Source organism: Paracoccus litorisediminis (genome assembly GCF_009711205.1).
Lineage (GTDB): Bacteria > Pseudomonadota > Alphaproteobacteria > Rhodobacterales > Rhodobacteraceae > Paracoccus > Paracoccus litorisediminis.
Genome location: NZ_WMIG01000002.1, coordinates 146,915 through 160,847 on the forward strand (window position 1 = coordinate 146,915; position 13,933 = coordinate 160,847).

At 63.7% G+C, this 13,933-nt stretch carries 12 protein-coding genes; 6 read left to right on the plus strand and 6 right to left on the minus strand.

Annotation, left to right across the window (positions count from 1 at the left end; genetic code table 11):
* Positions 1-32: 32 nt before the first annotated feature.
* Positions 33-1,580: a D-amino acid dehydrogenase gene (locus GL300_RS06040; protein ID WP_343042908.1), complete on the minus strand. Its 1,548-nt coding sequence runs from the start codon at positions 1,578-1,580 to the stop codon at positions 33-35.
* Here GL300_RS06040 and GL300_RS06045 point away from each other — a divergent pair.
* The 6 genes from GL300_RS06045 (at position 1,579) to GL300_RS06070 (ending at position 8,176) form a co-directional block, all read left to right on the plus strand.
* Positions 1,579-3,213: an MFS transporter gene (locus GL300_RS06045; RefSeq protein WP_155038701.1), complete on the plus strand. Its 1,635-nt coding sequence runs from the start codon at positions 1,579-1,581 to the stop codon at positions 3,211-3,213. The genes GL300_RS06040 and GL300_RS06045 overlap by 2 nt on opposite strands.
* Positions 3,214-3,277: 64 nt before the next feature.
* Positions 3,278-4,219: an ABC transporter permease gene (locus GL300_RS06050; protein WP_155038702.1), complete on the plus strand. Its 942-nt coding sequence runs from the start codon at positions 3,278-3,280 to the stop codon at positions 4,217-4,219.
* The gene (locus GL300_RS06055; RefSeq protein WP_155038703.1) at positions 4,216-5,028 is read left to right on the plus strand and encodes an ABC transporter permease; all 813 of its coding nucleotides are present in this window, start codon (positions 4,216-4,218) and stop codon (positions 5,026-5,028) included. The genes GL300_RS06050 and GL300_RS06055 overlap by 4 nt, the downstream gene beginning before the upstream one ends.
* Positions 5,025-6,635 carry an ABC transporter ATP-binding protein gene (locus GL300_RS06060; RefSeq protein WP_155038704.1) on the plus strand — a complete coding sequence of 537 codons (1,611 nt, stop codon included), beginning with the start codon at positions 5,025-5,027 and terminating at the stop codon, positions 6,633-6,635. Before GL300_RS06055 ends, GL300_RS06060 begins: the two co-directional genes overlap by 4 nt.
* Positions 6,636-6,707: 72 nt before the next feature.
* A complete protein-coding gene (locus GL300_RS06065; RefSeq protein ID WP_170297614.1) occupies positions 6,708-6,926 on the plus strand; it encodes a hypothetical protein in 219 nt (72 codons plus the stop codon).
* A 389-nt stretch (positions 6,927-7,315) separates the two neighbouring features.
* Positions 7,316-8,176: a D-amino-acid transaminase gene (locus tag GL300_RS06070; protein WP_155038708.1), complete on the plus strand. Its 861-nt coding sequence runs from the start codon at positions 7,316-7,318 to the stop codon at positions 8,174-8,176.
* Between the two features lie 71 nt (positions 8,177-8,247).
* Here the strand turns inward: GL300_RS06070 and GL300_RS06075 are convergent, their stop codons facing one another.
* From GL300_RS06075 to GL300_RS06095, 5 genes are all read right to left on the minus strand, one after another.
* On the minus strand, positions 8,248-9,084 hold the full coding sequence (locus GL300_RS06075) for a calcium-binding protein (protein WP_155038709.1): 837 nt from the start codon (positions 9,082-9,084) through the stop codon (positions 8,248-8,250).
* 155 nt (positions 9,085-9,239) lie between these two features.
* Positions 9,240-10,010 carry an amino acid ABC transporter ATP-binding protein gene (locus tag GL300_RS06080; protein WP_155038710.1) on the minus strand — a complete coding sequence of 257 codons (771 nt, stop codon included), beginning with the start codon at positions 10,008-10,010 and terminating at the stop codon, positions 9,240-9,242.
* Positions 10,011-10,020: 10 nt separating this feature from the next.
* A complete protein-coding gene (locus GL300_RS06085) occupies positions 10,021-11,466 on the minus strand; it encodes an amino acid ABC transporter permease (RefSeq protein ID WP_155038711.1) in 1,446 nt (481 codons plus the stop codon).
* Position 11,467: 1 nt separating this feature from the next.
* Entirely contained in the window at positions 11,468-12,721 is a 1,254-nt protein-coding gene (locus GL300_RS06090; RefSeq protein ID WP_155038712.1) for an amino acid ABC transporter permease, read from the minus strand.
* Positions 12,722-12,824: 103 nt separating this feature from the next.
* Positions 12,825-13,850: an amino acid ABC transporter substrate-binding protein gene (locus tag GL300_RS06095; RefSeq protein WP_155038713.1), complete on the minus strand. Its 1,026-nt coding sequence runs from the start codon at positions 13,848-13,850 to the stop codon at positions 12,825-12,827.
* Between the last annotated feature and the right edge of the window lie 83 nt (positions 13,851-13,933).

The following is a 13,933-nucleotide window of genomic DNA, read 5'->3' on the forward strand; positions in this document are numbered from 1 at the left end:
CCCCCTTTTCGCATTTCGTCGGTTCCGGTTGTTCAGGCCCGCGCGGGCTGCATCGCCTTGCCCAGCTGGGCCTTGGCGCCTTTCTGGTAGCGCGCATAGCCCAGATCGGCAAATTCGATATCCGGCTTGCGCCCCGAGATCAGATCCGCCAGCAGCCGCCCCGAACCCGCTGACATGGTCCAGCCCAACGTGCCGTGGCCGGTGTTCAGGAACAGGTTCGCAATCGGCGTCGCGCCGACGATCGGCGTCCCGTCCGGCGTCATCGGGCGCAGGCCGGTCCAGAACTCGGCCTTGGCCGGATCGCCCGAGCCGCCAAACAGGTCGGTGACCGATTTCGTCAGCGTGGCGCGGCGGCGGTCGTTCAGGCTCAGATCATAGCCGGCGATTTCGGCCAGACCGCCAACGCGGATGCGGTCGCCCAGACGGGTGATCGCGACCTTGTAGGTTTCATCCATCACGGTCGAAACCGGGGCGAGGCTTTCATCCTCGATCGGGATGGTCAGCGAATAGCCTTTCAGCGGATAGATCGGCAGTTTCAGGCCCAGATGGCGGACCATCAGCGGCGAATGCGGACCCATCGCCAGCACATAACGATCGGCGGTCATGCGGCCCTGATCGGTGCGCACGGCGCTGATGCGGCCGCCCTCGGCCTCAAGCTCTTCGATGGTGACGCCCCAGCGGAAGGTGACGCCCAAAGCCGCCGCCATGTCCGACAGATTGTTGGTGAATTTGAAGCAATCGCCCGTCTCGTCGCCCGGCAGGCGCAGACCACCGACGATCATGTCGGCGGATTTCGCCAGACCCGGCTCGGCCGCGATGCAGCCCGCGCGGTCCAGAACCTCGAAGGGCACGCCATCAGCGCGCAGCACCTCGATATCCTTGCCCGCGCCGTCCATTTGTTCCTGCTTGCGGAAGACCTGCAGCGTGCCCTGAGTGCGCTCGTCGTAATGGATGCCTGTCTCGGCGCGCAGATCGCCAAGGCAGTCGCGGCTGTATTCGGCGATGCGGACCATGCGGCTTTTGTTCAAGGCATAGGCAGCGCTGGTGCAATTGGCCAGCATCTGCGCCAGCCAGCCCAGACGGTGCATGTCCAGACGCGGTTGCAGGACCAGCGGCGCGTGACGCTGGAACATCCATTTCATCGCCTTCAGCGGAATGCCCGGCGCGGCCCAGGGCGACGAATAACCGGGCGAGATCTCGCCGGCATTGGCATAGCTGGTTTCCAGTGCGGGGCCGGGCTGGCGGTCGATGACCGTCACCTCATGCCCGGCTTTCGCCAGATACCAGGCCGAGGTGACGCCGATCACACCTGCTCCCAGAACGATAACTTTCATCTGCGCGCGCCTTTCAGAAGGGATTGATGAAAAGATACGCCGAGTCGAGGAAATGAATTCCCGATCTGCGGCGCTTTGCAGCAGGCTGTCGCAATTTTCTTCGCTAGATTGACGTTGATGACGTGAAATCTTCGCGAATATCTGAATAAGCCGGAAGATGTGCCCAAGATGGCAGGGGAATCGGGCAGCGGTTGCCGCCCGCCCGCGCTTTGCTAAGGTAAGGCCGAAGCAGAGGTCCCTCAGCATGCCCGCCAAGCCAAGACAAAGCGCCTTCGCCCCGTTCCGCCACAAGGATTTCCGCCTGCTCTGGTCGGCAACGCTGATCTCGAATTTCGGGGGGCTGGTGCAATCGGTAGGCGCAGCGTGGATGATGACGCAGCTGACCGACTCGGCCACGTTGATCGCGCTGGTGCAGGCCTCGAACACGCTGCCGATCATGCTGTTCGCCCTGGCCTCGGGGGCGCTGGCCGACAATCTGGACCGCCGCACGCTGCTGCTGGGGGCGCAGATCTTCATGGCCATCATGTCGCTGCTGCTGGCGGTGCTGACATGGCAGGGCTGGATGACGCCGCTGTTGTTGCTGTCGCTGACCTTCCTGATCGGCGTCGGTCAGGCGATCTACAACCCGCCCTGGCAGGCCAGCATGGGCGATCTGGTCCCGCGCGAGGATCTGCCGGCGGCGGTGACGATGAACTCGGTCGGCTTCAACCTGATGCGCAGTGTCGGCCCGGCGGTCGGCGGCATCATCACGGCGGCGTTCGGCGCGGCCGCGGCCTTTGCCGTCAATGCGGCCAGCTACATTCCGCTGCTGGGCGCGCTGCTAAGCTGGCATCCCAGAACCCCCGAGCGTCTGACCACGCGCGAGCCCTTCGTCTCGGCCGTGGGCGCGGGACTGCGCTATGTGCTGCTGTCTCCCAATCTGGTGCGGGTGCTGTCGCGAGGCGCCCTGTTCGGCTTTTCCGCCATCTCGATTCTGGCGCTGCTGCCGCTGGTGGCCAAGGCCCAGCCCGAGGGCGGCTCGATGCTGTTCGGGCTGCTGCTGGGCTGCTACGGGCTGGGCGCGATCTGCGGCGCGGTGGTCAACCCGCGCATCCGCGAGCGGATGAGTAATGAAAAAATCGTCCGGCTGGCGTTTCTGGGATTCGCCGGGGCGGCGCTGGTGCTGGCCTTTACCGACGGGGTCTGGCTGCATGCGCTGGCCATGCTGCCCGCCGGTGCCAGCTGGGTACTGGCGCTGTCGCTGTTCAACGTGACGGTGCAACTGTCGACACCGCGCTGGGTGGTGGCGCGGGCCTTGGCCCTGTACCAGACCGCGACTTTCGGCGGCATGGCGGCGGGCAGCTGGATCTGGGGCATGATCGCATCAAGCCAAGGTATCCATACGGCGCTGGCCTGCGCGGCCTTGCCCCTGATCCTTGGCGCGCTGGTCGGACACTGGTTCAGTGCGCCGGAATTCGGCACGGTCGATCTGGATCCGGTGAACCGCTTCCGCGAGCCGGAACTGCGGCTGGACCTGCGCGGGCGCTCGGGTCCGATCATGGTGCTGATCGATTATCAGATCGCGCAGAAGGACGTGCCCGAATTCCTGCGCCTGATGGCCAAGCGGCGCGACATCCGCCGCCGCGACGGCGCGCGCAACTGGGCGCTGCTGCGCGATCTGGAGCATCCCGAATTGTGGTCGGAAAGCTACCATATCGCGACCTGGGACGAATATGTCCGCCACAACCTGCGTCGCACCAAGGCCGATTTCGAGACCTATGAGGAATTGCACCGCCTGCATTCCGGCGACAAACCTCCGGTCGTGCATCGCATGATCGAACGCCATTCCGTGGATTCCAGTGACGACCTGCCGCTGATCGGCAAACTGGAATTACCCTGATCCGCTGCAAGTCGTTGTCAGCAATGGCTTTACCGAATGCTGGCGGGCGTTTAGCTTGGCATGCATGCAACGCTACTTGCTTCACCGCCTGATCGTGCTTGGCCTCAGCCTTGCTGTGGCCTCGGTGGCGATTTTCATGGTGGTGGAACTGGTTCCGGGCGACCCGGCCAGCTACATGCTGGGCACTGGCGCACAGCCGGAAACCGTGGCGGCGCTGCGCCAGCAGATGGGTCTGGATCAGCCCGTGGCCCTGCGCTACGCCCATTGGATCGGCGCGGCCCTGACCGGGGATCTGGGGCAAAGCTTCACCTACAAGACCCCGGTCGCGGCGCTGATCCTTGACCGATTGCAGGTGTCGCTGCCCCTGGCGCTGATGGCGCTGATGTTGTCGGTCGCAATCGCGCTGCCCATCGGCATGTTTGCTGCAGCCCGCAATGGCCGCGCCGGGGATACGCTGGTCATGGGCGCGGCGCAGATCGGGATCTCGCTGCCGAATTTCTGGTTCGCGATGCTGCTGGTGCTGCTGTTCGCGGTGCGGCTGCGCTGGCTGCCTGCAGGCGGCTTTCCGGGCTGGGGAAATCCCTTGGCCGCGCTGAAATCGCTGATTCTACCGGCGGTGGCGTTGGCCTTGCCACAAGCCGCGATCCTTGCGCGCGTGCTGCGCTCGGCCTTGGTCGAGACCTTGGGGCAGGACTACATCCGCACCGCCCGCGCCAAGGGCCTGAGCCGTGGACAGGCACTGCGGCTGCACGCGCTGCGCAATGCGCTGATCCCGGTCGTCACCATCCTTGGCATGCAGTTTTCGTTCCTTCTGGCCGGAGCCATCATCATCGAGAACGTCTTCTACCTGCCCGGCCTGGGGCGGCTGATCTTTCAGGCCATCACCCAGCGCGATCTGATCGTGGTGCAGGGCGCGGTACTGGTTCTGGTCGCAGCGGTGATCCTTGTGACCTTTCTGGTCGATCTGGCCTATGCCGCCATCGACCCGAGGCTGCGGCTGAAATGAGGCTGTCACTGGCGCTGGGGCTTTTGCTGACCGGCCTTGCGGTGCTGGCCGCGGGCCTGTCCTTTCTGTGGACGCCGGGCGATGTCACGCAGCTGGCGATTGCCGACAAGCTGCTGCCGCCCTCGGGCGAACATTGGCTGGGCACCGACCAGCTGGGCCGCGACATGCTGTCGATGATCATGGTGGGCGCGCGCACCTCGATCGCGGTGGCGCTGGTCGCGGTCGGCATCGGCATGGGGCTGGGCGTGCCGCTGGGGCTGATCGCGGCGGCGTTTCAGCGCAGCTGGCTGGATGAGATCATCATGCGCGGCAACGACCTGATCTTTGCCTTTCCCAGCCTTGTCATCGCCATCCTGATCACGGCGGCATTCGGGCCATCGGCGGTGAATGCGATCATTGCCATCGGCATCTTCAACATCCCGGTCTTTGCCCGGATCACCCGCGGCTCGGCCCTGCCGATCTGGACGCTGGACTACATCCGCGCGGCCCGGGTCGCCGGCAAGGGCGCGGCGCGGATCAGCCTGCAGCATATCCTGCCCAATATCGCCAATATCCTGATCGTCCAGGGGACGATCCAGTTCAGCCTTGGCATTCTGGCCGAGGCCGGGCTGTCCTATGTCGGCCTTGGCGCGCAGCCCCCTACCCCCAGCTGGGGCCGCATGCTGGCCGAGGCGCAGACCATGATCTCACTGGCGCCGCATGTCGCCATCGTGCCCGGCCTTGCCATCGTGCTGACGGTGCTGGGACTGAACCTGTTGGGTGACGGGCTGCGCGATGCGCTGGACCCCAGATTGCGCGGTTCGCGATGATCGAGACCTTTGATCTGGGCGTGACGCTGGGCCAGACCATGCTGCTGAACCGCGTGAACCTGCGGCTGGCCCCCGGCAGGATCACCGCGCTGGTGGGGGAAAGCGGCTCGGGCAAGTCGTTGACGGGGCTTGCTCTCATCGGACTGCTGCCCCCCGGCATGCGGACACAGGGCCGCATCGAACTGGATGGCGAGGACATCCTGCCCCTGCCCGAGCGCGAGTTGTGCCGTATTCGCGGCAAGCGCATCGCCATGGTCTTTCAAGAGCCGATGACCGCGCTGAACCCACTGATGACCATCGGCGATCAGGTGGCCGAGGCCCTGCTGCTGCATCAGGGCCTGCCCCGCGATCAGGCACTGGAACGGGCGCGCGAACGCCTTGATCGCGTCGGCTTGCCCGCATCGCGCTTTCCGCTGACGCTTTATCCGCATCAGCTATCCGGCGGGCAGCGCCAGCGTGTGGCCATTGCCTTGGCCATTACCGAGCGTCCCGAGTTGCTGATCGCGGATGAGCCGACCACCGCGTTGGACGTGACCACGCAGAAGCAGATCCTTGATCTGCTGGCCGGGCTGGTCCGCGACGAGGGTATGTCGCTGCTGCTGATCACCCATGATCTGGCGGTGGTGGCGGGTCTGGCGGATGAGGTCGCGGTGATGCAGCGCGGCACCATTGTCGAAAGCGCGCCTGCTAGCCAGATATTCCACAACCCCCGCCACGCCTATACGCGCGAGTTGCTCAAGGCTGCCAAGCATCAGCCGCGGCTGGTGCTGACCCGTCCCGATGCGGCACCGCTGCTTCAGGTGGAACAGGTCTCGCGCAGCTATCCCGCGGTGCGACCCGATAGCGGTCCGGGCGAACAGCGGCTGCTGGCCGTCGATCATGTCAGCCTGACCATCCAAGAGCATGAATCCGTCGGGCTGGTCGGCGAATCCGGCTGCGGCAAGTCTACGCTGACCCGCGCCATCCTTGGCCTTGACCCGATCCAGGGCGGCCAGATCCGGCTGGCGGGACAACAGGTCCACGCCGGATGGCGGATGCCCGATGCGCTTCGGGCGCGGATGCAGGTGGTGTTTCAGGACCCGTTCGGCAGTTTCGATCCGCGCTGGCGGGTGGAAAAGCTGGTGGCCGAGCCCTTCTATCTGACCGGACGCCCAAAGAACTGGCGTGACCGCGTGGCCGAGGCGCTGTTCGATGTCGGCATCACCGGCGATGTGATGCGGCGCTATGCGCATGAATTCTCGGGCGGGCAACGGCAGCGCATTGCCTTGGCCCGCGCCCTGATCATCCGGCCCAGCCTGATCATTTTGGACGAGGCCGTTTCCGCGCTGGATGTCCGCGTGCGGGCGCAGGTGCTGGAACTGCTGGCCAGGCTGCGGGTGAAGCACGGCCTGTCCTACCTGTTCATCAGCCACGACCTGTCCGTCGTGCGGCAGGTGACCGACCGGGTGCTGATCATGCGGCAGGGCAAGATTGTGGAATCAGGCCCGACCGCACGGGTGCTGGACAACCCCGATCACCCCTATACGCGCCAGCTTTTGGCGGCGACGCCACGTCTTCCACAGGAAATCGGCCTTCTTTCGGTAGAAAATCTGTCAGACGGCTTGTGAACCGATCAGTTCACCATTACCTGCTGCGGACTTCGAAAATGCCGACTGAGTGATGTGATGACCCGTAAACCCATGAACAGCGCCCGGCCCGTTTCCGGCATGTCCGCGGCCGAGCGGCTTTTGCTGAATTCCCAGGCCGCCCAGCGGCAACTGGTTGGAAATGGCGTGACCCAGGTGATTCCCGCCGTCGCCGAATCGCCGATTCCGGTCCTTGATCCGCGCAATCGAACGCCTGATCCCCGGCTCAGCCGGCTTCCCCGGCCTGCGGCACCCATCGCCGTGCGCGCCTGAAACATCCGCGCCGCTTAGGCGAAGAAGACCTCTCAAGACCTGACAGGGACTGAAAAAAGACGAACGGATCGCACTAAAGACAACAGGCCCCGCGTGCCGCAGGGCCTGTCGCTCCTCCCCTTGATGGCGGCCAAGCCTCCCCGAATGGCCGCCCAGGTATTCCGTTGTGGCTCAGAAGCTGATCAGCTCTGCCTGCCACGCGGACAGTTGTGCCCGACGAATCTACGGCCTGTCAACTGGTCTACCAGTGTATACCGAACATTCCTTCACATTCTCCTGATCGTCATTGCAGTTTCATACTTCAATGCAGTGCTGTCTGGCTGGTGCTTGACCCCTGCGCGCTTTAGGCGCACCACGCCCAAGCTCGCTTCACGACTCAGGAGAAGAACATGTCCCGCACCGTCTATCTGAATGGCGAATACCTGCCCGAGGCCGAGGCCAAGGTCTCGATCTTTGACCGTGGATTCGTCATGGCCGACGGCGTCTACGAAGTCACCAGCGTCCTTGACGGCAAGCTGCTGGACTTTCCCGGCCACCTGACGCGGCTGAGCCGCTCGCTGGCCGAACTAGGCATGGGCAATCCGCATTCCGACGCCGAGTGGCTGGAGATTCACCGCCAACTGGTTGCGCGCAACGAAATCGTCGAAGGCATCGTCTATCTGCAGGTCACCCGCGGCAATCCCGGCGACCGCGATTTTGCCTATCCGCCCGAGGGAACGCCCCAGACCGTGGTGCTGTTCACCCAGTCGAAACCCGGCCTTGCTGCCAACCCGCAGGCCCAGACCGGTCTCAAGGTGGTCTCGGTTGAGGACCTGCGCTGGTCGCGCCGCGACATCAAGACGGTGCAGCTGCTTTACCCGTCCATGGCCAAGATGGAGGCCAAGGCGCGCGGTGCCGATGATGCCTGGCTGGTCGAGGACGGCTTCGTGACCGAAGGCACCTCGAACAACACCTATATCGTCAAGAACGGCACGATCATCACCCGCCAGCTGTCGACCGACATTCTGCATGGCATCACCCGCGCCTCGCTGCTGCGCTTCGCAGCCGAGGCCCAGATGAAGATCGAGGAACGCCCCTTCACCATCGAGGAAGCGCAATCCGCGGATGAGGCCTTCTTCACCTCGGCCTCGGCTTTCGTGCTGCCGGTGGTGGAAATCGACGGCGCCAAGGTCGGCGGCGCCAAGGTCGGCCCGGTGGCGACCCGCCTGCGCGAACTCTACCTTGAGGAATCGCTGAAATCCGCGATCTGAGCAGCCCTCATTCGCCGGAACGCAAAGGGCGCGCCAGTGGCGCGCCCTTTTTCATGACCGGATGAAAGCACTCAGGTTTCGCGGGTAAAGCTGATGTTGTCCACATCGTCGGTCACGGTATCCTTCAGGATCGCCAGAACCTCACCGTTCACGACGATCTGGACGTCATCGCCATCCTGCACCATATCGTATTCCTCCTCGCCGTCATAATCGGCGGGCAGGGTGATGCTGATGCTGTCCGAGCTGCCATAGATGATGGTGGTCGCACCGCCCGCATCGCTGCGCAGGACGATCTGGTCATCACCGTCACCGCCCGAGACGATGTCATTCGCCCCGGCATGGATGGTGTCGTCGCCGTCACCACCCAGCAGCGTATCCTGCGCGTCCGGCTCCGAGGCATCGGCCGACAGGATCAGGTCGTCGCCATCCTCGCCATCGATATAGACGGTGCCGCCATGATCCTCGATCCGGTCATCGCCTTCACCGCCGGTGATCGAATGATTGCCGCTATTGGTGATGATCGTGTCATCGCCTTCACCGCCGTCAATCGTGTCATTGCCCGCAACGGTGCCCGGGTCCACCGCGCCATAGACGTCGTCGTCGTAGCCCAGATAGATCTCGTCATCCCCGGCATCGGCGCTGACCGTATCGTCGCCATAGCCGGTCCAGATCGCGTCATCGCCACCGCCGCCCGAGACGGAGTCATTCCCTTCGAAGGATTGGATGGCGTCGTCGCCATCACCCGCGGCGATGGTGTCATCGTCCTCGGTCCCCTCGGTCAGCTCGCGCCCGCCGAACGGATCGTCCGCAGGTGCCTCTGGCGGATGGTCGTCGTCATTGCTGGAAATAAGCGAGCCAAGCCCGGCAATGCCCAGCACCCCCAGCAAAAGGAAAATGGTCTGGTTCATCCCTGTCCTCCAAAGTCACCGGACGGCACGATAAACCGTCGCCCCCCGCCGCGGCAAGCAAACCGCGATCTTCTTTCTTGCCGAAATATCCCGCAGGGGGAGTCCATCGGGAACCGATGGACGGGGGACGCGAAGTCCCCCTGCCCGACCACGCCTCAATGACCCAGAATTTGGCTCAGGAACAGCTTGGTTCTTTCGGATTTCGGATTGTTGAAGAACTCCTTGGGCGTGTTCTGTTCGACGATCTGGCCCTGATCCATAAAGATGACGCGATGCGCCACGGCCTGCGCGAACCCCATCTCATGGGTCACGCACAGCATGGTCATGCCGTCCTCGGCCAGTTCGATCATCGTATCCAACACCTCCTTGATCATCTCGGGGTCAAGCGCACTGGTCGGCTCATCGAACAGCATGATCCGCGGCCGCATGCACAGCGAACGCGCGATGGCCACCCGCTGCTGCTGACCGCCCGACAACTGGCCGGGATATTTCAGCGCCTGTTCGGGAATCTTGACCTTTTCCAGGAAATGCATCGCGGTTTCCTCGGCCTCGCGCTTGGGAACCTTGCGCACCCAGATCGGGGCCAGCGTGCAGTTTTCCAGAATGGTCAGATGCGGAAACAGGTTGAAATGCTGGAACACCATCCCGACTTCCGAGCGCACCTTGTCGATGTTCTTCAGGTCATTGGTCAGTTCGGTGCCGTCGACGATGATGCGACCGGCCTGATGCTCCTCCAGCCGGTTGATGCAGCGGATCAGCGTCGATTTGCCCGATCCCGAGGGCCCGGCAATGACGATCCGCTCACCCCGGCTGACATTCAGGTCGATATCGCGCAGCACATGGAAGGTGCCGTACCACTTGTTCAGCTTGGCGATCTCGATCGCGGTCTCGCCAAGTTTCGGTTGGGTCTGGGTTTGTGTGGCCATGACATGCTCCTCAGCGGTGGTCGCGCTTCAGGCGGCGTTCCAGATGCATGGAGTAACGCGACATGCCGAAGCAGAGGATGAAGAAGATCGAGCCGACAAAGATGTAAGGCTCCCAATAGGCGCCCTTCCATTCGAAGCTCGCGCGGATGGTGTCGGACATGGCCTTCAGCGGATCGAACAACCCGACGAAGACGACCAGCGTGGTGTCCTTGAACATGCCGATGAAGGTCGAGACGATGCCGGGGATCGAGATCTTCAGCGCCTGCGGCAGAATCACCAGCCGCTGCGCCTTCCAGTAATCCAGCCCCAACGCGTCGGCGGCCTCGTATTGGCCCTTGGGCAGCGCCGCCAGACCGCCGCGGATCACTTCGGCCATATAGGCCGAGGCGAACAGCGTCACCATGATGATCACCCGCAGGATGATGTCGAAATTCGTGCCCGGCGGCAGGAAGTAGTTCAGCAGCAAGGAGGCCACGAACAGCAGCGTGATCAGCGGCACGCCGCGGATGAACTCGATGAAGAGCACCGCCATCATCTTGATGACCGGCAGATCAGAACGCCGCGCCAGTGCAAGGATGATCCCCAGAGGCAGTGACAGGGCGATGCCCGCGACGCCGATGGTGATCGACAGGACGAAACCGCCGAACTGGTCCGAGGTGACCGGCGTCAGCCGCATCGGCAGCACGGTGGCGATGCCGCGTGCCACGATATCCGACAGTGCCAGCCACCAGAACGCCGCAACCAGAACGGCAGCAGCAAAGGCGAACATGCCGTAGGCCGACAGCGCCCGCCAGACAAAGAACCCGATGACGAAACCGGCCAGCACCATTGCCGGCTCCCACAGGGTTCCACCCCATAGCAGCCAGGTCGCAAGGAAGGGATAGATCAACGTTGCCAGCAGCGCCCAGTCGCGGCGGGCCTCGATCAGCGCGACCCAGGCCAGCAGCAGCACCGCCATCGCGCCCAGCTCGACCCCGTTCGCCCCCAGCACCGCCGAGATCAGAAAGGTCAGCACTGCGGCAAGTCCGATAACAATGCGTCGGGCGCGTGGGTTGTCGGCGAACAGGACGGGTGCCAGGGCCAGAAACAGCGAACCAAAGGCCAGAACCGGCCGCCAGTACAGATCGACCGGGTAGAAGCCAAAGACGAACTGGTTCCAGCGATGCTTGATCACGGCAAAGCAGGCCCCCGAGGCGTCGGGTCCATGCGCCGCCGCGATGATCTGGCGGCATTCGGCCATGCTGTTCGCATTCCAGACCGAATGTGACAGCCACGGCCAGAGCGTGCTGAACAGCAGCCACAGGATGCCCAGACCCAGCAGGGTCAGGGCAATGTTCAGCGGCCCCGAGAACAGGTTCTCGCGCAGCCACAGGATTGCGCCGGACGCCCGCGTCGGCGGCGGCTCTGGCGGCAGCATGCTGTCGCGGACAAAGGCGACGGATTGGGTCTGGCTCATCTCACCGCTCCTTCAGCTTGACGCGACTGTTGAAGACGTTCATCCCGCCCGAAATGATCAGGCTCAGCAGCAGATAGATGCCCATCATCAGGACCATGGCTTCCATCTCGCGCCCGGTCTGGTTCAGCGTCGTGCCGCCCAGCGTGCCGCGCAGGTCCATGTAGCCGACCGCAATGGCCAGCGAGCTGTTCTTGGTCAGGTTCAGATATTGCGAGATCAGCGGCGGGATGATCACCCGCAGCGCCTGGGGCAGGACCACCAGGCTCATGGTGCGGCGCGGGCGCAGCCCCAGCGCATAGGCGGCCTCGGTCTGGCCCTTGCTGACCGACATGATGCCGGCGCGGACGATCTCGGCGATGAAGGCCCCGGTATAAAGCGTCAGCGCCAGCCACAGCACGACAAAGGCGTTGTCCAGATTCAGGCCTTCGGCAAAGTTGAAGCCCTTGAGCACCGGCGGGACCAGATGCAGGCCGAAATACCAGGTCAGCAGTGCCACCGGCACCAGGTACAGCGCCAACGAGATCCACAGGGTCGACGGACGCCGACCGGTTGCATCCTGAATTCGCTTGGCGCGCTTGCGCAGCAGGCGATGGGCGACATAGGCCGCGGCCAGCACCACGGCATAGGCGATCAGCGCCCAGCTGATCCCCTCGCGCCCCAGCGCGATCACGCCGGGCGGGTTGCTCATGCCGATCGAGGGCACGGCGGTATAGCGGTTGGTCGGCGCGATCATGTCGAACATGACCATGCTGGCCGCCGGATTCTCACCGCGATAAGCGTTGGGCGGCGGCATCGTTTCGGTGAAAATCGCGAGGATCACCAAAATCCACAGCAGCAGCGGGATGTTGCGGAAGACCTCGACATAGACGGTCATCAGCCGCGCGATCAGCCAGTTGTTGGACAGACGCAGCACGCCCACCACGACGCCCACCACCGTCGCCGAGATGCAGCCAAGGATCGACACCTGCAGCGTGTTCAGCAGGCCGACAATGGTCGCGCGCAGATGGGTGTCATCAGAGGTATAGGGGATCAATTGCTGCGGAATGTCATATCCCGCCCGCCTGAAAAGAAAGTCGAAGCTGAGTGTCTTGCCCATGATGGCAAGGTTGCGAAGCGTGTTGTCGATCAGCCAGCTTGCCAGAAGCATGACTCCGATGAACACGACCGCCTGAATGGTCAGGGACCGGTAACGGCGGTCGTAAATCAGCATCGACAGGCGGAAAGGCGGCGAGGCCGCGCCTGGATAGTCTACCATATTGTAACCCCTGTTGGCCGGCGGTCGGGTCTATTGCCCGTGTTCTTTCCGGCGCGTGGCAGAACGGGCGGGGTTTTGCCCCGCCCGTCCAAGGTCTCAGCGATTACCGGAAGGGCATCGCATACATCAGGCCGCCCTGGGTCCATTGCGCGTTCAGACCGCGGGCCAGACCGATCGGGGTCTGTTCGCCGATGGTCGCGGCAAAGATCTCGCCGTAGTTGCCCTGCGCCTTGATTGCGCGCTTGGCCCATTCGGCGTCCAGACCCAGCATCTTGCCCAGGTCATCCGAGCTGCCCAGAAGACGCTGGACCTCGGGATTCTGCGAGGATTTCGCCAGCTCGTCGATATTGGCCGAGGTCACGCCATATTCCTCGGCGGCCAGCAGCGCATAAAGCGTCCAGCGGGCAATATCGCCCCAGTTGTTGTCGCCATGGCGAACGGCCGGCCCAAGCGGTTCCTTCGAGATGATCTCGGGCAGGATGATGTGGTTTTCGGGATCGGCAAAGGCCGCGCGCGTCGCCGCAAGGCCCGAAGCGTCGGTCGTGTAGGCGTCGCAGGCGGCAGCCATGTATTGCTGTTCGCCTTCGGCGTTGCTGTCGATGTTGACCGGCTGATAGGTCATGTTGTTGGCCTTGAAGTAATCGGCCAGGTTCAGCTCGGTCGTGGTGCCGGTCTGGATGCAGATGGTGGCGCCATCCAGCTCCTTGGCCGAGGACACGCCCAGATCCTTGCGAACCATGAAGCCCTGACCGTCGTAATAGTTCACGCCGATGAAATCGAGCTTCAGGTCGGTATCGCGCTGGAAGGTCCAGGTCGAGTTGCGCGCCAGCAGGTCGATCTCGCCCGAGGACAGGGCGGTAAACCGGGTCTGGCCGGTGGTCGGCACGTATTTCACCTTGGTCGCGTCACCCAGAACGGCGGCGGCGACAGCCTTGCAGAAAGCGACGTCAAAGCCGGTCCAGTTGCCATTCGCATCCGGAGCGGCAAAGCCGACGAGGCCGGTGTTCACACCGCAGTTCAGCACGCCGCGGGCTTTAACCTCTTTCAGCGTGTCGCCTTCAGCGGCCATGGCACCGGTCGCAGCAAGCGCGAGGGCGGTGACAGAACCGAAGAGCGCAGTTTTCTTCATGGGGTTCCTCTCTGTTGGTCTTCCGACCCTGAACGGGCCGTGTGGAAGCTAGGGCCGTAGGCTAGCCCGTTTGAGCCAGGGGG

Coding starts and splice junctions, on each gene's coding strand:
- GL300_RS06060 (WP_155038704.1), top strand. CDS start 5,025: ATGATCGAGACCTTTGATCTGGGCGTGACGCTGGGCCAGACCATGCTG.
- GL300_RS06040 (WP_343042908.1), bottom strand. CDS start 1,580: ATGCTGAGGGACCTCTGCTTCGGCCTTACCTTAGCAAAGCGCGGGCGG.
- GL300_RS06045 (WP_155038701.1), top strand. CDS start 1,579: ATGCCCGCCAAGCCAAGACAAAGCGCCTTCGCCCCGTTCCGCCACAAG.
- GL300_RS06085 (WP_155038711.1), bottom strand. CDS start 11,466: ATGAGCCAGACCCAATCCGTCGCCTTTGTCCGCGACAGCATGCTGCCG.
- GL300_RS06080 (WP_155038710.1), bottom strand. CDS start 10,010: ATGGCCACACAAACCCAGACCCAACCGAAACTTGGCGAGACCGCGATC.
- GL300_RS06095 (WP_155038713.1), bottom strand. CDS start 13,850: ATGAAGAAAACTGCGCTCTTCGGTTCTGTCACCGCCCTCGCGCTTGCT.
- GL300_RS06055 (WP_155038703.1), top strand. CDS start 4,216: ATGAGGCTGTCACTGGCGCTGGGGCTTTTGCTGACCGGCCTTGCGGTG.
- GL300_RS06090 (WP_155038712.1), bottom strand. CDS start 12,721: ATGGTAGACTATCCAGGCGCGGCCTCGCCGCCTTTCCGCCTGTCGATG.
- GL300_RS06050 (WP_155038702.1), top strand. CDS start 3,278: ATGCAACGCTACTTGCTTCACCGCCTGATCGTGCTTGGCCTCAGCCTT.
- GL300_RS06070 (WP_155038708.1), top strand. CDS start 7,316: ATGTCCCGCACCGTCTATCTGAATGGCGAATACCTGCCCGAGGCCGAG.
- GL300_RS06075 (WP_155038709.1), bottom strand. CDS start 9,084: ATGAACCAGACCATTTTCCTTTTGCTGGGGGTGCTGGGCATTGCCGGG.
- GL300_RS06065 (WP_170297614.1), top strand. CDS start 6,708: ATGAACAGCGCCCGGCCCGTTTCCGGCATGTCCGCGGCCGAGCGGCTT.